This window comes from Luteimonas sp. MC1572, assembly GCF_016615815.1.
Classification (GTDB): domain Bacteria; phylum Pseudomonadota; class Gammaproteobacteria; order Xanthomonadales; family Xanthomonadaceae; genus Luteimonas.
This window is the reverse complement of sequence record NZ_CP067112.1, coordinates 1,417,946-1,436,767: the sequence shown is the minus strand read 5'-3', so window position 1 is coordinate 1,436,767 and position 18,822 is coordinate 1,417,946. Positions and strand designations below refer to the sequence as shown.

Here is an 18,822-nt window from a genome sequence, read left to right as displayed (position 1 = left end):
GTGCGCTAGATGGCGTGCGCGGGGTCGGTCATGCCGTATTGGCTGGCAAGCCTCGCAAGCGCGATGTTGTCGTGGATGCGCAGCTTCTCGAACAGCCGCGTCTTGTGGGTGTTGACGGTTTTCGCGCTCAGGCTCAGCCGACGCGCGATCTCTTCCTGGCGAAGCCCCTGCACCAGCAGCATCGCCACCTCGGTTTCGCGCGGCGACAGCGAATCGAACGGCGATTCATCGCCACCCAACCCCGACAGCGCCAGGTTGTGGGCCACGTTGCTGGCCAGGAACCGGCGCCCGTTGTACACCTCGCGGACCGCCCGTAGCAGCTCGGCCGCATCGCCACCCTTGCCGACATAGCCCGCCGCACCCGCGGCGATCATGCGCTTGGGCATCGGCCCGTCCTCGAGCACGGACACCACGATCACTCTCGGTCCGTATTCGCCGCGCACGATGCGCTCGGTGACTTCCAGCCCGCTGACTCCGGGCAGGTGCAGGTCACACAGCACGATATCGGGCTTCAAGGCGCGGATCTGTGGCAATGCCACCTCCCCGCTCTCCGCTTCGCCCACCACTTCGATGTCGGCTTCAGCCGACAGGATCATGCGCATCCCGGCGCGTACCAGTGCGTGGTCATCCACCACGTAGACCCTGATGGTCATCCTTGTCCCCTCTCCTGCTTGTTGCCCCTATGGCCGAGGCTACCCGCGCCCCCAAGGGGTCGCAAGGTGGAGGAACGGATTTGTTTGCGGCGCGTCTGTGACGCAGCGCCCATTCAGGGCAGCTGGCAGTGGCGGATTGGCGGAGAGAGTGGGATTCGAACCCACGGAAGGTTTGACCCTTCGGCGGTTTTCAAGACCGCTGCCTTAAACCACTCGGCCATCTCTCCGGGAAACGCAGGTGCAGTGCGTACATCGCGCGGCGCGGATTGTCGCACGCGCGCTGCCGCGCGGCACCGCTCAGGCCGCGGTGGGCGTGGCGTGCACGTGGCCCTCGGTCTCGCCACGACGGCACGAGCCGCAATCCACGCGCGAGGATTCGATCAGCGGCGGCAGCTTCTCGGCCAGGTAATCGATGAACACGCGCACCGCCGGCAGCATGCCGCGACGCGATGCGAACACCACGTGGGCGATGCCCTGCGGCAGCCGCCATTCGGGAAGAACCACCTCCAGCTCGCCATTGCGCACCGGCTCCGCGCACAGCGTCTCGGGCAGCATGGTGATGCCGAGCCCCTGCTTGGCCAGGGCCATCAGCATCGGGAAATCGAAACCCGCCACGCGTGGCTTCAGCTCGATGCGGCGCGTCTCGCCGGACGTGCCCTGCAGCTCCCAGCGCTGGCGCACCTCGTCCTCGCCCATGGTCATGGTGGTGTGGTCGTTCAACTCCTCCGGCGACGTCGGCCGCCCGGCGCGATCGAGATAGGTCGGGCTGGCGACGAGCAGTTCCTGGATCTGGCCGAAGCTGCGCATCACCAGGCTGCCGTCGTCGTCGAGCTTGTTGCGCACGCGGATGGCGACGTCGAAGCCTTCGTTGATCACGTCGACTCGGCGATTGCTGACATGCATCTGCAGCCGCACCTGCGGATGGCGCGCCAGGAATTCCGGCAGGATCTGCGGCATCTGCTGCTGCGCCAGGCCCACCGGCACGCTGACGCGCACCAGGCCGCGCGGCTCGGCGCTCAGCCGGTCCACGACCTCGCGCGCGGCCGTGGCCTCGGCGAGCATCGACTGGGCGTGGCGATACACGCTCTGGCCGACATCGGTGACCGCGAAGCGTCGGGTGGAACGCTGCAGCAGGCGCACACCGAGTTCGGTTTCAAGCTGGCTGATGCGCCGCGAGAGCCTGGATTTCGGAATGCCGAGCGCGCGTTCCGCTGCCGCGAAGCCGCCGTGGTCAACCACCATGGCGAAGTAATAGAGATCGTTCAGATCCTGCATGACGCATCCTCCGGAACAATGGACGCTATTTGATCAAGATTCTCTCTATTTTGCAACAATGAAGGCCAGGACCGCGCAACTGTCCCGTTTTCAGGACAACGTTTCCAGGCCAGCCATGTACGGCCGCAGCGCTTCCGGCACCGTGATCGAGCCATCCGCCTGCTGGTAGTTCTCCATCACCGCGATCAGCGCGCGGCCGACGGCGACCCCGGAGCCATTGAGGGTGTGCACGGGTTCGGGCTTGCCCGTTTCATCGCTGCGCCAGCGCGCCAGCATGCGCCGCGCCTGGAAATCGCCGCAGTTGGAGCACGACGAAATCTCGCGCCAGGTGTCCTGCGAGGGCAGCCACACCTCGAGGTCGTAGGTCTTCTGCGCCGAGAAGCCCATGTCGCCGCTGCACAGCAGCATGCGCCGGTACGGCAAGCCCAGCGACTCGAGCACCACCTCGGCGCAGCGCGTCATGCGCTCGTGTTCGGCATCGCTCTCGGCAGGCCGGGTGACCGACACCAGCTCGACCTTCTCGAACTGGTGCTGGCGGATCATGCCGCGGGTATCGCGGCCGTGGGCGCCTGCCTCGGCGCGGAAGCACAGCGAGTGCGCCGCCATGCGCAGCGGCAGGTCGGCGGCTTCGACGATCGTGTCGCGCACGGTGTTGGTCAACGGCACTTCGGCGGTCGGCACCAGATAGCGCCTGGACGCCGCCTCGCCCTCGCCAACCAGGGTCGCGAACAGGTCGTCCTCGAACTTCGGCAGCTGTCCCGTGCCGCGCATCGACTCGGCGTTGACCAGCAGCGGGACGTTGGTTTCCTCGTAGCCGTGGGTTCCCACGTGGAGGTCCAACATGAACTGCGCCAGCGCGCGGTGCAGGCGCGCGAGCTGGCCGCGCAGCACGGTGAAGCGTGCACCCGAGAGCCGCGCGCCGGCATCGCCGTCGAGCCAGCCGTGGCGCGCGCCGAGGTCGACGTGGTCGCGAACCTCGAAGTCGAACGTGCGCGGGGTGCCCCAGCGATGCTGCTCGACGTTGCCGGACTCGTCGCGGCCGGCCGGAACGCTCGCGTCAGGCAGGTTGGGGAGGCCGAGCGCGATGGCTTCCAGCTCGGCCTTGATGCGGTCCAGCCCGGCTTCGGACGCCTTCAGTTCCTCGCCCAGACCGGCAACTTCGGCGAGCAGCGGCGCGGCATCCTCGCCACGGGCCTTGGCCTGGCCGATGGCCTTGCTGCGCGTGTTGCGCAGGTTCTGCAGCTCCTGGGTCCGCACCTGGAGCGACTTTCGCTCGGTTTCCAGCCGCTCCAGCACGTCGGCGTCCAGGTCGAAACCGCGGCTCACGCGCAGTTGCAGGGCGAGCGCGCGGGGATCCTGGCGGAGAAGGTTGGGATCGAGCATCGGGTCTTCGGATTCGTGACGGACCGGGGATTATCGCGTGTCAGTGCCCCGATTGCTGCACTTGCGCGTGGCAGAATCGGCTGCACCGCGATCATTACGGCTCCAGATGCCCACACCCGCCCCCCCGCGCGCCAGCGTCCGCAAATCCTTTCCCCTGCCCTCATTGCGCGGCTGGTCGCTGGTCGCCGCCGCGATCGGCGTCGGCATGGCGTTGTTCCTGGTGATCTGGCTCGGCCAGCGCGACGACGACGGGTTCTACAGGACAGACGAACAGGCGCCAGCCGCGGCCTCGCCGGCGTTCCGACCCCTGCCCGCGCCTCCGCTTGGCGGCGCTCCTGCCGACACCACCCTGCCCGAACCCCCTGCGTCCTCGGCGCGGATAGAAGAACCTGCAGCGCCTGCCCCCGCGCAGCGATCGGAAACCCCGGCCGCCGCGGCGCCGCCGCAGCTTGCCGCCACCGAACTCTCCGCGAGTTCACCGGTGCCGATCGAAAGCCCCGGGCCCAGGTATCCGACGCGCGCCCTGCGGCGCGGTCAGTCCGGCGAGGTCCTGCTGCGCATCCATGTCGACGCCCGCGGCATGCCGGCGCAGGTCGAGGTCATTTCGAGCAGCGGCTCCACCGACCTCGATCGCGCTGCACGCGATGCGGTGCGACGCTGGCGCTTCCGCCCGGCGATGCGCAACGGCGCGCCGGCCGCGGGCGTCGTGAATGTGCCGATCACGTTCGACAGCGGTCGCTGAACAGGGGGCAGGCGCACACACGGGCGCAACCTGAACTGTGGAAGTCTCGCCGTACCCCGCTGCGAGGAACACGCCATGTCCGATCCGAACCCGCCGCCTGCCCCCAGGCCGCCAGCCGATCCGCGCTTGCAACGGGACACCGTTTCCGATCGCAAGAGCGCCAGTCCGCTGATCTGGATCCTGCTGCTGCTGGCCGTACTCGCCTTCGGCTGGTACGTGTACAACCAGCGCGGGAGCGTCTCCAGCGCACCTGAACCCGCTGCCCCGCCCGCGATCGATATCGGCGACAGCCAGGACGCCGCCGCAGAACGTGAACGCGCGGCCGATGAGGCGCGCCAGAAGAAAGAACGCGATCGCCAGGCCGAGGCAGCGCGCGCGCCCGCCGCGAAGCCGCCATCGACCCGCCAGCCGGACCGCGAGGCCACGCCGATTACCCGCGTGGAGCCGACTTACCCCGCTACCGCGTATCGCGCGCGCGAGGAAGGCACGGTGCTGGTGACGGCAAACGTCGACGCAAGCGGCGTACCGCTCAGCGTGGATGTCGCGCGCCGCAGCGGCTCGCGCGCACTGGACCAGGCGGCGGTGGCGGCGGTGCGCCAGTGGCGCTTTGAACCGGCGATGCGCGGCGGCAAGGCCGTGGCCTCGACCGTGGAGGTCCCGGTCAGTTTCCGCCTCGACCGCTGAAGGTCGCCCCAGGGGGCCGCGCGCTGGCGTACGCCGCGCGCGGCATTTTTCTGCTCGATCGCCGTCAGGCAGACGCGGGTGGCGCGCGCTCCAGCCCGAAGCCGAGCGCTCGGGCCAAGGTCTCGAACTCCGGGAATGACGTGGCCACGTTGGCAACGTCGGCAATCGCGACCTCGCCTTCGGCGCGCTGCGCCGCCACCGCGAACGCCATCGCCACGCGGTGGTCACCAAAGCTGTCAACGCTGCCGGCGCGCAGCCTGCCACCCTCGATGACCATGCCGTCGGACGTTTCCTGCACACGTCCGCCGAGCGCCGCCAGCCCCGCGGCCATGGCGCGGATGCGGTCGGACTCCTTGACGCGCAGTTCTGCCGCCCCGGTCACGCGCGTGGTGCCCTGCGCGCATGCGGCGGCAATGGCGAACACCGGGAGCTCGTCAATCATGTCCGGCACCAGCGCCTCCGGCAGCGCGATGCCCCGCAGCGGCGCGTGGCGCACCACGAGGTCGGACACCGGACCGCAGGCGCCGGCGCGGCGGTCGAGTTCGCGGATGTCGGCGCCCATCGCACGCAGCGCGTCGAGCAGCCCGGTGCGGCGGGGATCGACTCCCACCGAGCGCAACATGAGTACCGAGCCCGGCACCAGCGTCGCGGCCACGATCAGGAATGCCGCCGAAGAAAAATCACCGGGCACCTCGATGTCGCGCCCGCGCAGCCGATGGCCGCCCACGAGGCGCGCCATGCCCGGCGCGTATTCAACCGGCCAGCCGAACGCCGACAGCATGCGTTCGGTGTAGTCGCGGGTCGGATGCGGCTCATGCACTTCGGTGGCGCCGTCGGCGTACAGCCCGGCCAGCAGCACCGCCGACTTGACCTGCGCGCTGGCCACCGGTGAATCGAAGCGGATGCCACGCAAGGACCGCCCGCCAGCGATGCGCAGCGGCGGCCTCTCGCCGTCGTCGGAGTCGATCGCGGCGCCCATCGCGCGCAGCGGCGCCATGACCCGCAGCATCGGCCGGCGCGACAGCGACGCGTCGCCGCCCAGCACCGTGTCGAAGGACTGCCCGGCCAGCAGGCCGGACAGCAGCCGCATCGCGGTGCCGGAATTGCCGCAATCGAGCAGCGACGCCGGCGCGCGCAGACCGTCCATCCCGACGCCGTGGACGATCCGCGTGGACGCCGATGGCGCGTCGATGCGCACGCCCATCGCGCTGAAGATCGCCGCCGTGGCGCGGGTGTCCTCGCCTTCCAGGAAACCATCGATGCGCGACATGCCATCGGCCAGTGCCGCCAGCATCACCGCGCGGTGCGAGATCGACTTGTCGCCGGGAACGCTGGTATCGCCGGACAGCGCCCGCCCCGGCGCGGCCACCCAGTCCTCGCGTACGACGCTCATGGCAGGGCGTCCAGCGCCTGCAGCAGGCGCGCGTTGTCGGCGGCCGTGCCGACGGTGATCCGCACGCTCGCGGGCAGCCCGTAGCCGGCCATCGGTCGCAGCACGATGCCCGAAGCGAGCAACACGGCCTCGATGCGCGGCGTCGCGGCACCGGTCTCGACCAGCAGGAAATTGGCCTGCGACGGCGCGACCGTGAAGCCGCGCGCGCGCAACGCCGCGGCAAGCCGCGCGCGCTCCTCGCGGTTGCGCTGCGACGTGTCCTCGAGCCAGTCCTTGTCGCCGAGCGCCGCGATCGCGGCCGCCTGCGCCACCAGCCCTACGTTGAAGCTCTCGCGCACGCGTTCGAGCATCGCGGCCAGCGACGCGTTGGCGATCGCGTAGCCGATCCGCAGCCCTGCCAGCGCGTAGGCCTTGCTGAAGGTGCGGGTGATGACGAGGTTGCGGTGGCGCGGCAGCAGCGCCAGCGCGCTGGCGAAGTCCGCCGCATCGGCAAGCTCGGCATACGCCTCGTCGACCACAACCACCACGTCGTCCGGCACCGCGTCCATGAAGCGCGCGAATGCCGTCGTGCCGAACCAGGTGCCGGTCGGGTTGTTGGGGTTGTCGATGTAGACGAGGCGGGTGGCGGGCGTGATCGCCGCGCACAGCGCATCGAGGTCGTGGCCGCGCGGCATTGCCGCGCCAGGCGCGAACGCCGGCGCACGGCGCAGCGACGCGCCGACGGCGTGGGCCGCGATCGTGAACACCGCGAAGCCGTATTCGGGCACCAGAACCTCGTCGCCAGGGCCGGCGAACACCTGCGCCAGCTGCATCAGCAGCTCGTGCGAGCCGTTGCCCATCACCAGCTGCGCGGCATCCACGCCGTGGTGCGCGGCCAGTGCGCGCTTGAGCTCGCCGGCCAGCGGATCGGGATAACGGTGGATCTCGCCGAGCGCCGCTGCGGCCGCCTCGCGCGCGCGCGGGCCGGGCCCGTAGGGGTTCTCGTTGGAACCGAGTTCGAGCAGCGCACTGGGTGCGAAGCCGCGCCGCAGCGCGACGATGTCGTGCCCCGGGTCGTAGGCACGCAGGGCACGCACCGGCGCCACCGCACGCGCCAGCGCCCATGCGGCATCGTCGCTGCGACGGGCACGGTGGGCGTCGCCATCCAACTGCGCCATCACGGCACCGCCACCGGATACGATCCCAGCACGCGCACGTCGCCGGCGAACGCATCCACTTCAGCCAGCGCATCCTTCAACGGCGACTCGTCCACATGGCCGCTGACATCGATGAAGAACGCGTACTGCCAGAGCGCCCCGTGCTCGGGCCGCGATTCGATGCGGTTCATGCTGATTCCGTGCCGCGCGAGCGGCTCCAGGACCCGATACAGCGCGCCCGGCTGGTCGCGGATGGACACCAGCAGCGATGTGCGGTCGTTGCCGGACGGCGGGAACGATGCGCGCCCGATCACCAGGAAGCGCGTGGTGTTGTCGCCGCGGTCCTCGATCGGCCCGGCGATGGCCTTCAGGCCGTACACGTGGCCGGCGCTGTCGCCGGCGATGGCGGCGGCATCATCGGCGTTGCGCGCGCGACGCGCGCCTTCCGCATTGCTCGACACCGCGTGCGCCTCGACGCCCGGCAGGTGCTGCCGCAGCCAGTTGCGGCACTGCGCCAGCGACAGGCCGTGCGAATAGATGCGTTCGACGTCTTCCAGGCGACCGGTGCGCGACAGCAGGTACTGGTGCACGCGCAGCTCCACCTCACCGCAGATCTTCAGCGGCGACGTCATGAACAGGTCCAGCGTCGACTGGATCGTGCCCTGCCCCGAATTCTCCACCGGCACCACGCCGAAATCCGCGGCGCCGTCGGCGACCTCGTCGAACACCTCTTCCACGCTCGCCAGCGGCAGGCCGCGCGCGGAATGGCCGAAGTGCTTGTGCACGGCCTGCTGCGAGAACGTGCCTTCAGGGCCGAGGTAGCCGATCTTCAGCGGCTCCTGCTGGGCAAGGCAGGCGGACATGATCTCGCGGAACAGCCGTACCAGCACCTCGTCGGCGAGCGGACCGTCGTTGCGGTCCACCACGCGGCGCAACACCTGGGCTTCGCGCTCGGGACGGTAGTACTCGACGGCCGCGGCCAGCTTGCCCTTCGCGCGCCCGACCTGGCGCGCGAACAGCGCGCGCTCGGCGATCAGCGCCTGGATCTCGCGGTCGATGCCGTCGATCTGTTCGCGCACCGCGGCCAGGTCGGGCCTGGCCTTTGCCGCTGCGGTGCCGGACTCGTGCTTCGACGCCGCGGCGGCCTCGGCAGCGGAGACGGATCTGGCGTCCTTCGTCCCGGCCTTCGAGTGGCACTTGCCCGGTGTCGAGTCAACCATGGCGCTGCTGGAACGCCTGCATGTAGTCGACCAGCGCCGCCACGCCCGACACCGGCATGGCGTTGTAGATCGAGGCGCGCATGCCGCCCAGCACCCGATGGCCCTTGAGACCGATCAGCCCGGCCGCGCGCGCGCCGTCCAGGAACGCCGCATCGTGCGCGTCGTCGGCGAGGAAGAACGGCACGTTCATGCGCGAGCGCACCGCCGCGTCGACCTCGTTGCGGTAGAAGCCGCCCGAGCCGTCGATCGCCGCGTACAGCAGCCGCGCCTTCTCGGCGTTGCGGCGCGCGAACTCGGCCACCCCGCCTTCGTCCAGCATCCAGCGGAACACCAGGCCGGCCAGGTACCAGTTCCAGGTGGGCGGCGTGTTGAGCATCGACTCGGCGGCCAGCTGCAGGCGGTAGTCGAAGATGTCCGCGCGCGGCTGGCCGGCGCGCTCGAGCAGGTCGCGGCGCACGATCACCACCGCGATGCCGACCGGCCCGAGGTTCTTCTGCGCGCCCGCGTAGATCGCGCCGAAGCGCGAGATGTCGAGCGGCTCCGAGGCGATGCTGGAGCTGAAATCCGCGAACAGCGGCACGTCGCCGGTGTCCGGGAACGCGTGCCCACCGGCGTCAGCCGGGCGGAACTCGACGCCATGGATGGTCTCGTTGGCGGTGACATGCACGTAGGCCGCGTCCGGCGACAGGCGCCATTCGCCAGCCTGCGGGATGTCGCGGAAGCCGCCCGCCTCGCTGCTCGCCGCGACGTTCAGGTCGACGTAGGCGTGGGCCTGGCGCGTGGCGGTCTTGCCCCAGTGCCCGGTCAGCACGTAGTCGACGCGCTGCCCGGGGGCCGCGAAGTTCAACGGCAGCAACGCCTGCTGGGTGGTGGCGCCGCCGGGCAGGAACAGCACCGCGTAATCGTCCGGGATCGACAGCAGGGTGCGCAGGTCGGCTTCGGCGGCGGCGGCCACGGCCATGAACTCGGGGCCGCGGTGGCTGATCTCGACAATCGATGCGCCGGCATCACCCCACTCCAGCATGTCCTGCTGCGCCTGGCGCAATACGCTCTCCGGGAGTGCGGCTGGACCGGGGCTGAAATTGTAGGCGCGGGACATGGCGGGCTCCTTGATTTGCGCGCGCCATCGGCGCAGCGTGGGGGTGGACCGCAGTATGCCGCAGCGCAACAGCGGCGGCCGGATGGAGACCCGAAGCATGCGCCAGCGCGACATCCCCACCATCGCGAGCGATGAAATCACCGACGAGGCGGTCTATCGCGACCGCAGGCGCCTGCTGAAGACGCTGGCGCTGGCCCCCGCCCTGGTGGCGGCAGGCTGCCGTGGCGGTGAACCACCAGCACCGGTGGCAGGCCCCGCACCGTCCGCCGCCTCGCTGGCCGCGGGGCTGCGCACCGCCGAGGAGCAGACGCGCTACGAAGACGCGACCAGCTACAACAATTTCTACGAGTTCGGCAGCGGCAAGGCCGATCCGTCGCGCGCGGCGAAGACGCTGGTGACCTCGCCGTGGAACATCGAGGTTTCCGGGGAGTGCGCGAAGCCGGGCACCCTGGCCATCGAGCACCTGCTGGCCGGACTGGTCCCGGAAGAACGCGTCTACAGGATGCGCTGCGTTGAAGGCTGGTCGATGGTGATCCCGTGGCTGGGCGTCCCGCTTGGCGCGGTGCTGAAGCGGCTGCAGCCTACCGCCGCCGCGAAATACGTCGCCTTCACTTCGCTCGCCGACCCGCGGCAGATGCCGGGCGTCCGCAGCCCGATCATCGACTGGCCCTACCGCGAAGGCCTGCGCATGGATGAAGCCATGCACCCGCTCACGCTGCTCGTCACGGGGATGTACGGCAAGCCGCTGCCGCAGCAGAACGGCGCACCGCTGCGGCTGGTGGTGCCGTGGAAGTACGGGTTCAAGGGGATCAAGTCGATTGTCGCGATCGAGTTCACCCGCACCCGGCCGCGCACGGCCTGGAACGACATGCAGCCCCGGGAATACGGATTCTTCGCCAACGTCAATCCGGCCGTCGACCACCCGCGCTGGAGCCAGAAGACCGAGCGGCGCATCGCCGGCAGCGGCAACCGCCTGTTCGCCGAGCGCATCGCGACCCGGCCGTTCAACGGCTACGGCGAGCAGGTCGCCTCGATGTACGCCGGCCTGGACCTGGAGCGCTGGTACTGAACCGGTTGATCGCGGCCAAGACCGCCGTCCATGCGCTGGCGCTGGCGCCGCTTGCGCACCTTGCGTGGCAGGCCTGGCAGGTGGCCGGCGGCGCCGACATCGACGCGCTCGGTGCGGAGCCGGTGGCCGAAATCGAGCACCGGCTGGGTTTGTGGGCACTGCGCCTGCTGCTGGTCACCCTCGCGGTCTCGCCGCTGCGCGCGCTGAGCGGCCAGGCGGTGGTGCTGCGCTTCCGCCGCATGCTGGGCCTGTACGCATTCGCATACGCCACCCTGCATCTCGCCGCCTACCTGGCGCTCGACCTGCGTGGTTACTGGGCGCTGCTGTTCGAAGAGATCGTCAAGCGCCCCTACATCACCGTGGGGTTCGCCGCGTGGCTGTTGCTGGTGCCGCTGGCGGTGACATCGACCCGCGGCTGGATCCGACGCCTCGGGCGTCGCTGGGGGCAACTGCACCGCGTCATCTATCTGATCGCCGTGCTGGCGGTGCTGCACTTCTGGTGGATCGTGAAGTCCGACATCCGCGAACCGGCGCTGTATGCCGCCATCCTGGCTGTGCTGCTCGGGTGGCGCCTGTGGCGACGGGTCGCGCGCCAACGCGCGCCCGTACCCGCCCGCACCGGATCAGCCGGCGCCAAACAGCAGTAGCAGCGCGAGCAGACCCGCCAGCACCAGCGCAGCCAGCAGCAGCCACGGCAGGCGCATTCCACTGGTGCCCCGCGCCTGCGACGCAGGCACCTCCAGCGACCCGGGGTCATCGGCCTCCACGGACCGGCTGGCACGCGCAGGCGCCGGCGCTTCGACCACGAACCGATGGTGGGCATCGAACACCACCTGGTCACCGGCCTGGAGCACGGCATCGCGGACAGCCTCGCCATTCACCACGCTGCCTTCGGCCGAGCCGAGGTCGCGCAGCACCACTTCGCCGCCATGGATCTCCAGGCGCGCATGGCGGTCGGCGAAAGCCGGTTCGTCGATGCGGATATCGGCCTCGGGGGCACGCCCCACCAGGCGCGGCCGCTCGAGGGTAAAGCTGCGGCCGTGATACTGGCCGCCCACGCCACGCAGCACCACGCGGGCGTCGCCGGGCTCGGTGCCGCTGTCGTCGAAGCCGGCGTCGGGCTGCCGCGGTGGCTGCGCCGCGACCAGCCGCATCTCGGTGCCGTCGACGAAGATCGCATCGCCCACGCGCAGCATCGCCATGCGACGCACCGGACGGCCATTGACATGCACGCCGCGGGTTTCCGGGGGAACCGTGAGCCATACGCCGCGACGGTCGACGCAGAACGCGACCGCAGGCGATGAAGGCACCGGGCCCAGCGCGCCGTTGCCGCCGGCGATGCGGCCAATGCCGTGCACGCCCCCCGTGAGCGGGAGATCGGCGTCGTTGCCCGCGAATCGAAGCCTGAGCGTATCCATGCGGCAGGCAATCTAGCATGCGGCAAGGCTTGGAACGATGCCCGCGCGCCGGCAGAATGGCGTCCCACGCACACAGGTTGGATCCCATGTCCGGCATCGACATCCGCCACGCGCATTCCCTGCCGCCGGCCCAGGCGCGCGACGCCGTGCAGCAGGTCGCCGACAAGCTCGCCGACCGCTTCGGCGCCGAGTGCGCCTGGGAGGGCGACACCCTGCACTTCACGCGCGCCGGCATCGATGGCCACATCGCGCTGCTGCCCACCGAGCTGCACCTCAGCGCCAAGCTCGGCTTCCTGATGTCGGCGATGAAGGGACCGATCGAAACCGAGATCCGCCGCGTACTGGAAGAGCGCTTCGCCTGAGCTGCATCTGGCGCGGGCCGGCGGCTGCGGCTTTGCGTCTATCCTTCCCGCACCAAGAGGAGAGCCTGGTTTGGGTGCAGCAATGCAGTGGCTGGTATCGATCGCCGTGGTGCTGGCCGTGGGCGCGGCGGCCACCTTCATCATCCGTGGCGTCCTGCAGCGTCGTGACGAGGCCGCGGGCGGCATCGAGGCGCTCTCGGACATGTCCTGGCGGAGCTTCATCACCCTCGTGCTGGACGCGCTCGCCAGGCGCGGCTTCAGCCGCGTGGTGGACCGCGAGGCGCCGTCCGGCGACGGCGACTTCACGCTGGCGCGCGATGGCGCGCATTTCCTGCTGGCCTGCAAGCACGGCAGTGCGTTCGTGCTCGGCCGGCGTGACGTGGATGAGGTGGCCGCGGCCATGCGCATGCAAGGCGCCGCCGGTGGCCTGCTGGTCACCCAGGGGCGCGTGGCCGACGACGCCCGGGCGCCGGCGCGACGCGAGCAGGTCGAGCTGCTGGACGGCCCCACCCTGTGGCCGGAGCTCCGCGCACTGGTTCCCGCGTCGCTGCTGGACGAACTTGGCGCCACCGCGGCCGCGCGTGCGCGCCAGCGCACGCTGGCGGCCTGGCTGCTTGCGCTGGTGGCGGGCGTGGCGGTGTTCACCGCCCTGTCGCCATTCCGTCGCGACGCAGCTCTCGACGCGGGCGCGACCCTCACGCCCGCCGCGGAGCTGTCACCCCGCCGGGATGCGCCCGCGGCAGCTGTAGCGCCCGTGCCCGACCGCTACCCGGACGACGCCACGCTCGAACAGCAGCGCGCCGACATTGCCAGTGCGGTCTCCACCTTGGCGATGGTCGACCGCGTGATCTGGTCCACGTCGTCCACCATGGAAGTGTTCCTGGCCTCGGTGGATGCCGACCACGACCCGTTCACCGCCATCTGCCCGCTGATCGAGCGCTATCCGGCACTGGCCGCGTCACGCATCCAGTTGACGCCGCCGCATGGGCACGACGCGCAGGTGCGATTCCGCCAGTGCCGGAACTATTGAGGCCGGCGAAGGCCCGCCTGGCGCGGTCATCGAGCTGTCATCGCCACGACATCTTCGGGTCACCGCCGCAGGCTTGAATGACGCTACGGCCGCAATCACCAGAAGCTGAACCCCTCTCTCCTCTCCCTCCTGTTTCGCATTCTCGGGCCCGTAACGGGCCCTTTTTTATGGTCGCGGGACGCCTCGCGCACCGTCTGTCATGAAGCGGTCATAAAAACATCATCCAATGGCCGCACGCCCAACGGCGTTCCGTCCCTATGGAAACCCCGCCATGTCCCTGCCCAAGTTCCGTACTGCCTCGCTGGCGCTCGCTGTCGCGCTGTTCGCCGCCGCCTGCCAGCCCTCGACCGATGCGCCTGCGAATGGATCCAACGCTGCGCCAGGCACCGCCGACGCCGCCGGTGATGCGGTCGCCATGCAGGTCTCCGGCGCCGGCGCCTCGTTCATCTACCCGCTGCTCTCGCGCTGGTCGGCCGATTACAACGCCGCCACCGGCAGCCAGGTGAACTACCAGTCGATCGGTTCCGGCGGCGGCATCGCCCAGGTCAAGGCCGGCACCGTCGATTTCGGCTCCAGCGACAAGCCGCTGAGCAGCGAAGAGCTGGCCGAGGCCGGCCTCGGCCAGTTCCCGTCCGCGATCGGCGGCGTGGTGCCGGTGGTCAACATCGAGGGCCTGGCACCCGGCGCGCTGAAGCTCAGCGGCCCGCTGCTCGCCGACATCTTCCTCGGCACCGTCTCGACCTGGAACGATCCCGCGATCACCGCGTTGAACCCCGGCCTCGGCCTGCCCGCCGGCAAGATCAGCATCGTCCACCGCTCCGACGGCTCGGGCACCAGCTTCAATTTCACCAACTACCTGTCCAAGGTCAGCCCGGCGTGGAAGGCGAAGGTCGGCGAAGGCACCTCGGTGTCCTGGCCGCTCGGCGTCGGTGGCAAGGGCAACGAAGGCGTGGCCTCGTACGTGCAGCAGATCAAGGGCTCGATCGGCTACGTCGAGTTGGCCTACGCGCTGCAGAACACCATGCCGTACGCCTCGCTGCAGAATTCTGCCGGCAACTTCGTCGCGCCGAGCGCCGAGAGCTTCGCCGCGGCCGCGCGCACCGCGGACTGGGCCGGCGCCACCGATTTCAACCTGGTGATCACCGATGCACCCGGCGCCGAGTCCTGGCCGATCACCGCCACCAACTTCATGCTGATGCCCAAGCAGCCGAAGGATCCGGCGCGCAGCAAGGCTGCGCTGGCGTTCTTCAAGTGGGCGCTCGAGAACGGCCAGGCGCAGGCCGCCGACCTGCACTACGTCCCGCTGCCGCCCGAGCTGGTGCAGCAGATCGAGGCCTACTGGGCCGCCGAGTACAAGTGACGCCCGCGCCCGCCGCATCCACGGCGGGCGTCTTCGCATGCAGGGATCCCGATGAGCGCCACCACCCTCCCCGACAACGCCCCGCGCACGCGCGACCAGCGCGACGCGCGCGCAGACCGCTGGTTCCGCTACGCGCTGGTGGCCACCGTGGTCTTCGTGGTGCTGTCACTCGCCACCGCCGCGCTGGCGATGCTCTGGGGTGGCCGCGACGCCCTGCAATCGCAGGGCCTGTCGTTCTTCCTGTCGGCCGAATGGAATCCGGTCGAGAACCGCTACGGCGCGCTGGCGCCGATCTACGGCACGGTGGTCACCGCGATCATCGCCATGCTGGTGGCGGTGCCGGTGAGCTTCGGCATCGCGGTGTTCCTGACCGAGGTCGCGCCGCGCTGGCTGCGCGGCCCGGTGGGAACGGCAATCGAGCTGCTCGCGGGCATTCCGTCGATCATCTACGGCATGTGGGGCCTGTTCGTGTTCGTCCCGATGATGACCGAATACGTGACGCCCTGGCTCAACGACCACTTCGGCAGCCTGCCGCTGGTCGGCGCGCTGTTCCAGGGCCCGCCGCTCGGCATCGGCTTGCTCACCGCCGGCCTGGTGCTGTCGATCATGGTCATCCCGTTCATCTCCTCGGTGATGCGCGAGGTGTTCCTGACCGTGCCCGCGCGACTCAAGGAATCGGCCTATGCATTGGGCTCGACGAAATGGGAGGTCTGCTGGGACGTGGTGCTGCCGTACACGCGCTCTGCGGTGATCGGCGGCATCTTCCTCGGCTTGGGCCGCGCGTTGGGCGAGACCATGGCGGTCGCGTTCGTGGTCGGCAACAGCGTGCGCCTGACGCCGTCGCTGCTCGAGCCCGGTACCACGATCGCGGCGCTGATCGCCAACGACTTCGGCGAAGCCACCGACACCTACCGATCGGCCCTGCTGCTGCTCGGCTTCGTGCTGTTCATCGTCACCTTCGTCGTGCTCGCACTGGCCCGCATGATGCTCTCGCGGCTCGCACGCAAGGAGGGCAACTGATGTCGGCCCTGGTTGACCCGCGGCGCGCCGCGGACGGCCTGTACCTGCGCCGGCGCATCACCAGCGCGGCCGCGATGGTGCTGTCCTGCATCGCGGCCGTGCTCGGACTGGTATTCCTCGCCTGGATCCTGTGGACGCTGGTCAGCAAGGGCATCGCCGGCATCAACTGGCAGCTGTTCACGCAGGACACGCCACCGCCGATGGCCGAAGGCGGCCTGCGCAACGCGCTGTTCGGCTCCGCGGTGATGTGCGGGCTGGCGATCCTGATCGGTGCGCCGCTGGGCGTGGCCGCCGGCACGTGGCTTGCCGAGTACGGCAGCCGCAGCCGCATCGCCGGCACCGTGCGCTTCATCAACGACATCCTGATGTCGGCGCCGTCGATCGTCCTCGGCCTGTTCGTGTACACGCTGCTGGTGATGCGCAGCGGCGGCAACTTCTCGGCCTTCGCCGGTGCGGTCGCACTCGCCTTCATCGTGCTGCCGGTGGTGCTGCGCACCACCGACGAGATGCTGCGGCTGGTGCCCACGCAGATGCGCGAGGCGGCGCTGTCGCTCGGCGTGCCGCAGTGGAAGGTGACCGTGCAGGTCCTGTACCGCAGCGCGTCGGCGGGCATCGTCACCGGCATCCTGCTGGCGCTCGCGCGGATCAGCGGCGAGACCGCGCCCCTGCTGTTCACCGCCTTCGGCAACCTGTACTGGAACAGCAACATCATGCAGCCGATGGCCAGCGTGCCCACGGTGATGTACCAGTACGCCGCCAGCCCCTATGAAAGCTGGCAGCAGCTGGCCTGGGCAGGCGCACTGGTGCTGACCGTGTTCGTGCTGCTGACCGGCCTGCTGGCGCGCGCACTGCTGCTGCGCAAGCGCATCCCGAATGATTGACACCCTTTCTCCCCGGATCCCGTCGATGAATGACAGTTCCCCCCGCCACCCTGCCGCCGGGCGCATCGCGTTCTCCACCGCGACCCCGGAACGCGCCACGGCCGCCGGCAAGCCACCGATCAAGATCCAGGTGCGCGGCCTCGACTTCCATTACGGGAAGTTCCACGCCATCAAGGGCGTGAACATGGACATCCCCGAGAAGCGCGTGAGCGCGCTGATCGGCCCGTCCGGCTGCGGCAAGTCGACCCTGCTGCGCGTGTTCAACCGCATCTACGCCCTCTACCCCGGACAGGTCGCGAGCGGCAGCATCCTGCTCGACGGCGAGGACATCCTCGCGCCGAAATACCCCATGAACCGCCTGCGCAGCAAGGTCGGCATGGTGTTCCAGAAGCCGGTACCGTTCCCGATGACCATCTACGAGAACATCGCCTACGCCATCCGCCACCACGAGAAACTGTCGAAGAGCGAGATGGACGCGCGCGTCGAAGGTGCGCTGCGCCAGGGCGCGCTGTGGGACGAGGTCAAGGACAAGCTGCAGCAGAGCGCGCTTGGCCTGTCCGGCGGCCAGCAGCAGCGGCTGTGCATCGCGCGCGCCGTCGCGCTCAAACCCGAGGTGCTGCTGCTCGACGAGCCCACGTCGGCACTCGACCCCATCTCCACCAGCCGCATCGAGCAGCTGATCGAGGAGCTGAAGCTCGACTACACCATCGTCATCGTCACCCACAACATGCAGCAGGCCGCGCGCGTCTCCGACTACACCGCCTTCATGTACCTCGGCGACATGGTCGAGCACGACGCCACCGCGACCATCTTCTCCAACCCCTCGAAGCAGCAGACCGAGGACTACATCACCGGAAGGTTCGGATGACCATGCAGCCCCATGACCACATCCTGCGCGCCCAGGACGAAGAGCGCGAGCGCATCATCGGCGAGATCCTGCGCATGGGCGAGATGTCGGTCGCCCAGCTCGAGGCCGCGCTCGACGTCGTCGAACGCCGCGACGACCGCGCCGCCGAGCGCATCATCGCCAACGACGACGCCATCGACGCCATCGAGCGCGAAGTCAGCCAGGACGTGATGATGACTGCGACCCGCGGCCCGCTGGCACGCGACCTGCGCGAGATCCTCGCCGCGCTGCGCATCGTGTCCGACCTCGAGCGCATCGGTGACTACGCCAGCAACATCGCCAAGCGCTCCAAGGCGCTCAACCAGGCGCCGCCGCTGCCGCTGGCCGGTGGCCTTGCACCGCTGGGCGTGCTGGCCGCGCGCCAGGTGCGCGACGTGCTGGAGGCCTACCGCACTGCCGATGCCGAGGCGGCGCAGCGCGTCCGCGAGCGCGATGCAGAACTCGATGCCGCGTACACCCGCCTGTTCCGCGAGCTGCTCACCTACATGATGGAAGACGCGCGCGCGATCACCGGCTGCACGCACCTGCTGTTCATGGCCAAGAACCTGGAGCGGATCGGCGACCACGCCACCAACATCGCCGAGAACATCTGGTTCGTGGTGCGCGGCGAGGACAACCTGCCACCGCGCGAGAAGCGCGACGACACCAATACCACCTCCTGAATGGTGGCCGCGGGTGCTGCGATGCAGCACCCCGGGCTGCGGCATAATCCGGCCTCCCGGCATCCGCCGGACCTGATGGAGACCGACATGTCGAAGCCCACGATCAAACCCGTCGCCCTGGCCATGGCCTCGCTCGGCGGCATCGCCCTCTCCGGCTCCGCGTTCGCGATGCACCAGCTCGGCAGCGGCTACATGGCCGCCGGCACGGCGATCACCGCCGACGCGCCGGCCGATGATCCCGAGGCCAAGGCAGGCGAAGGCAAGTGCGGCATGACCAATGCCGACACCGACGGCGACGGCCGCATCTCCTCCGCCGAGTTCGCCGCGCGCCATCCCGACAAGGACGCCGCCTACTTCGCCGCCATGGACACCAACAGCGATGGCTTCGTCGACCAGGCCGAGCACGACGCCCACCACGCCGAGAAGAAGGCCGGCGACGGCAAGGCCGCGCATGAAGGCAAGTGCGGCGAAGGCAAGTGTGGCGAGGGCAAGTGCGGCGGCGCCGCCTGACCTGAGGCCCACCACCGG

General features: G+C 69.7%; 19 protein-coding genes, 1 tRNA gene and 1 pseudogene. 12 read left to right on the top strand and 9 right to left on the bottom strand.

What is annotated here, in order from left to right:
• Positions 1–5: 5 nt before the first annotated feature.
• The 4 genes from JGR64_RS06495 to serS all read right to left on the bottom strand — a co-directional run bounded on the left by JGR64_RS06495 (position 6) and on the right by serS (position 3,311).
• A complete protein-coding gene (locus JGR64_RS06495; RefSeq protein ID WP_199372581.1) occupies positions 6–653 on the bottom strand; it encodes a response regulator in 648 nt (215 codons plus the stop codon).
• Between the two features lie 137 nt (positions 654–790).
• A tRNA-Ser gene (locus JGR64_RS06490) sits at positions 791–880 on the bottom strand.
• Between the two features lie 70 nt (positions 881–950).
• Positions 951–1,928 carry a LysR substrate-binding domain-containing protein gene (locus JGR64_RS06485; RefSeq protein ID WP_199372580.1) on the bottom strand — a complete coding sequence of 326 codons (978 nt, stop codon included), beginning with the start codon at positions 1,926–1,928 and terminating at the stop codon, positions 951–953.
• A gap of 90 nt (positions 1,929–2,018) precedes the next feature.
• A complete protein-coding gene (gene serS, locus JGR64_RS06480; RefSeq protein ID WP_199372579.1) occupies positions 2,019–3,311 on the bottom strand; it encodes a serine--tRNA ligase in 1,293 nt (430 codons plus the stop codon).
• Between the two features lie 163 nt (positions 3,312–3,474).
• Between serS and JGR64_RS06475 the strand changes: the two genes are divergently transcribed.
• Together JGR64_RS06475 and JGR64_RS06470 are read left to right on the top strand one after the other, a co-directional pair.
• On the top strand, positions 3,475–4,053 hold the full coding sequence (locus JGR64_RS06475) for an energy transducer TonB (RefSeq protein WP_234447011.1): 579 nt from the start codon (positions 3,475–3,477) through the stop codon (positions 4,051–4,053).
• 75 nt (positions 4,054–4,128) lie between these two features.
• Entirely contained in the window at positions 4,129–4,737 is a 609-nt protein-coding gene (locus JGR64_RS06470; protein WP_199372577.1) for an energy transducer TonB, read from the top strand.
• Positions 4,738–4,801: 64 nt separating this feature from the next.
• On the opposite strand, the gene aroA is transcribed toward JGR64_RS06470, so the two are convergent.
• The 4 genes and pseudogenes from aroA to serC form a co-directional block, all read right to left on the bottom strand.
• The gene (gene aroA / locus JGR64_RS06465) at positions 4,802–6,130 is read right to left on the bottom strand and encodes a 3-phosphoshikimate 1-carboxyvinyltransferase (RefSeq protein ID WP_199372576.1); all 1,329 of its coding nucleotides are present in this window, start codon (positions 6,128–6,130) and stop codon (positions 4,802–4,804) included.
• Positions 6,127–7,287, bottom strand: coding sequence for a histidinol-phosphate transaminase (hisC, locus tag JGR64_RS06460; protein WP_199372575.1), 1,161 nt, complete (start codon positions 7,285–7,287; stop codon positions 6,127–6,129). Before hisC ends, aroA begins: the two co-directional genes overlap by 4 nt.
• Positions 7,287–8,399, bottom strand: a pseudogene (gene pheA, locus JGR64_RS06455) (prephenate dehydratase); the annotation flags it as partial. The gene hisC and the pseudogene pheA, both read right to left, overlap by 1 nt.
• 79 nt (positions 8,400–8,478) lie before the next feature.
• A complete protein-coding gene (serC, locus tag JGR64_RS06450) occupies positions 8,479–9,585 on the bottom strand; it encodes a 3-phosphoserine/phosphohydroxythreonine transaminase (RefSeq protein ID WP_199372573.1) in 1,107 nt (368 codons plus the stop codon).
• A 97-nt stretch (positions 9,586–9,682) separates the two neighbouring features.
• On the opposite strand from serC, the gene msrP reads away from it, so the two are divergent.
• Complete coding sequence (msrP, locus tag JGR64_RS06445) at positions 9,683–10,654, top strand: protein-methionine-sulfoxide reductase catalytic subunit MsrP (RefSeq protein ID WP_199372572.1); 972 nt, start codon at positions 9,683–9,685, stop codon at positions 10,652–10,654.
• Positions 10,655–10,659: 5 nt separating this feature from the next.
• Positions 10,660–11,301 carry a protein-methionine-sulfoxide reductase heme-binding subunit MsrQ gene (msrQ, locus tag JGR64_RS06440; RefSeq protein ID WP_199372571.1) on the top strand — a complete coding sequence of 214 codons (642 nt, stop codon included), beginning with the start codon at positions 10,660–10,662 and terminating at the stop codon, positions 11,299–11,301.
• Here the strand turns inward: msrQ and JGR64_RS06435 are convergent.
• Positions 11,278–12,072, bottom strand: coding sequence for an FHA domain-containing protein (locus JGR64_RS06435; protein WP_199372570.1), 795 nt, complete (start codon positions 12,070–12,072; stop codon positions 11,278–11,280). The two genes, msrQ and JGR64_RS06435, sit on opposite strands and share 24 nt — an antisense overlap.
• A gap of 86 nt (positions 12,073–12,158) precedes the next feature.
• On the opposite strand from JGR64_RS06435, the gene JGR64_RS06430 reads away from it, so the two are divergent.
• The 8 genes from JGR64_RS06430 (at position 12,159) to JGR64_RS06395 (ending at position 18,804) form a co-directional block, all read left to right on the top strand.
• Positions 12,159–12,434 carry a polyhydroxyalkanoic acid system family protein gene (locus JGR64_RS06430; RefSeq protein ID WP_199372569.1) on the top strand — a complete coding sequence of 92 codons (276 nt, stop codon included), beginning with the start codon at positions 12,159–12,161 and terminating at the stop codon, positions 12,432–12,434.
• An 82-nt stretch (positions 12,435–12,516) separates the two neighbouring features.
• Positions 12,517–13,464 carry a restriction endonuclease gene (locus JGR64_RS06425; RefSeq protein WP_199372568.1) on the top strand — a complete coding sequence of 316 codons (948 nt, stop codon included), beginning with the start codon at positions 12,517–12,519 and terminating at the stop codon, positions 13,462–13,464.
• Between the two features lie 271 nt (positions 13,465–13,735).
• A complete protein-coding gene (gene pstS, locus JGR64_RS06420) occupies positions 13,736–14,824 on the top strand; it encodes a phosphate ABC transporter substrate-binding protein PstS (RefSeq protein ID WP_199372567.1) in 1,089 nt (362 codons plus the stop codon).
• 51 nt (positions 14,825–14,875) lie between these two features.
• Complete coding sequence (pstC, locus tag JGR64_RS06415; protein ID WP_199372566.1) at positions 14,876–15,844, top strand: phosphate ABC transporter permease subunit PstC; 969 nt, start codon at positions 14,876–14,878, stop codon at positions 15,842–15,844.
• Positions 15,844–16,725 carry a phosphate ABC transporter permease PstA gene (pstA, locus tag JGR64_RS06410; protein WP_199372565.1) on the top strand — a complete coding sequence of 294 codons (882 nt, stop codon included), beginning with the start codon at positions 15,844–15,846 and terminating at the stop codon, positions 16,723–16,725. Before pstC ends, pstA begins: the two co-directional genes overlap by 1 nt.
• Before the next feature lie 25 nt (positions 16,726–16,750).
• The gene (pstB, locus tag JGR64_RS06405; protein WP_199372564.1) at positions 16,751–17,593 is read left to right on the top strand and encodes a phosphate ABC transporter ATP-binding protein PstB; all 843 of its coding nucleotides are present in this window, start codon (positions 16,751–16,753) and stop codon (positions 17,591–17,593) included.
• Entirely contained in the window at positions 17,590–18,294 is a 705-nt protein-coding gene (gene phoU, locus JGR64_RS06400; protein WP_199372563.1) for a phosphate signaling complex protein PhoU, read from the top strand. The genes pstB and phoU overlap by 4 nt, the downstream gene beginning before the upstream one ends.
• Before the next feature lie 87 nt (positions 18,295–18,381).
• Positions 18,382–18,804 (top strand): hypothetical protein, encoded by a 423-nt coding sequence (locus JGR64_RS06395; protein WP_199372562.1) that lies wholly within the window; start codon positions 18,382–18,384, stop codon positions 18,802–18,804.
• The last annotated feature ends 18 nt before the right edge of the window (positions 18,805–18,822 follow it).

Excerpts from the sequence above, each read along its gene's own strand:
- JGR64_RS06495 (WP_199372581.1), bottom strand. The coding sequence starts at position 653 with ATGACCATCAGGGTCTACGTGGTGGATGACCACGCACTGGTACGCGCC.
- JGR64_RS06485 (WP_199372580.1), bottom strand. The coding sequence starts at position 1,928 with ATGCAGGATCTGAACGATCTCTATTACTTCGCCATGGTGGTTGACCAC.
- serS (WP_199372579.1), bottom strand. The coding sequence starts at position 3,311 with ATGCTCGATCCCAACCTTCTCCGCCAGGATCCCCGCGCGCTCGCCCTG.
- JGR64_RS06470 (WP_199372577.1), top strand. The coding sequence starts at position 4,129 with ATGTCCGATCCGAACCCGCCGCCTGCCCCCAGGCCGCCAGCCGATCCG.
- aroA (WP_199372576.1), bottom strand. The coding sequence starts at position 6,130 with ATGAGCGTCGTACGCGAGGACTGGGTGGCCGCGCCGGGGCGGGCGCTG.
- hisC (WP_199372575.1), bottom strand. The coding sequence starts at position 7,287 with ATGGCGCAGTTGGATGGCGACGCCCACCGTGCCCGTCGCAGCGACGAT.
- serC (WP_199372573.1), bottom strand. The coding sequence starts at position 9,585 with ATGTCCCGCGCCTACAATTTCAGCCCCGGTCCAGCCGCACTCCCGGAG.
- msrP (WP_199372572.1), top strand. The coding sequence starts at position 9,683 with ATGCGCCAGCGCGACATCCCCACCATCGCGAGCGATGAAATCACCGAC.
- JGR64_RS06435 (WP_199372570.1), bottom strand. The coding sequence starts at position 12,072 with ATGGATACGCTCAGGCTTCGATTCGCGGGCAACGACGCCGATCTCCCG.
- JGR64_RS06430 (WP_199372569.1), top strand. The coding sequence starts at position 12,159 with ATGTCCGGCATCGACATCCGCCACGCGCATTCCCTGCCGCCGGCCCAG.
- JGR64_RS06425 (WP_199372568.1), top strand. The coding sequence starts at position 12,517 with ATGCAGTGGCTGGTATCGATCGCCGTGGTGCTGGCCGTGGGCGCGGCG.
- pstS (WP_199372567.1), top strand. The coding sequence starts at position 13,736 with ATGTCCCTGCCCAAGTTCCGTACTGCCTCGCTGGCGCTCGCTGTCGCG.
- pstC (WP_199372566.1), top strand. The coding sequence starts at position 14,876 with ATGAGCGCCACCACCCTCCCCGACAACGCCCCGCGCACGCGCGACCAG.
- pstA (WP_199372565.1), top strand. The coding sequence starts at position 15,844 with ATGTCGGCCCTGGTTGACCCGCGGCGCGCCGCGGACGGCCTGTACCTG.
- pstB (WP_199372564.1), top strand. The coding sequence starts at position 16,751 with ATGAATGACAGTTCCCCCCGCCACCCTGCCGCCGGGCGCATCGCGTTC.
- phoU (WP_199372563.1), top strand. The coding sequence starts at position 17,590 with ATGACCATGCAGCCCCATGACCACATCCTGCGCGCCCAGGACGAAGAG.
- JGR64_RS06395 (WP_199372562.1), top strand. The coding sequence starts at position 18,382 with ATGTCGAAGCCCACGATCAAACCCGTCGCCCTGGCCATGGCCTCGCTC.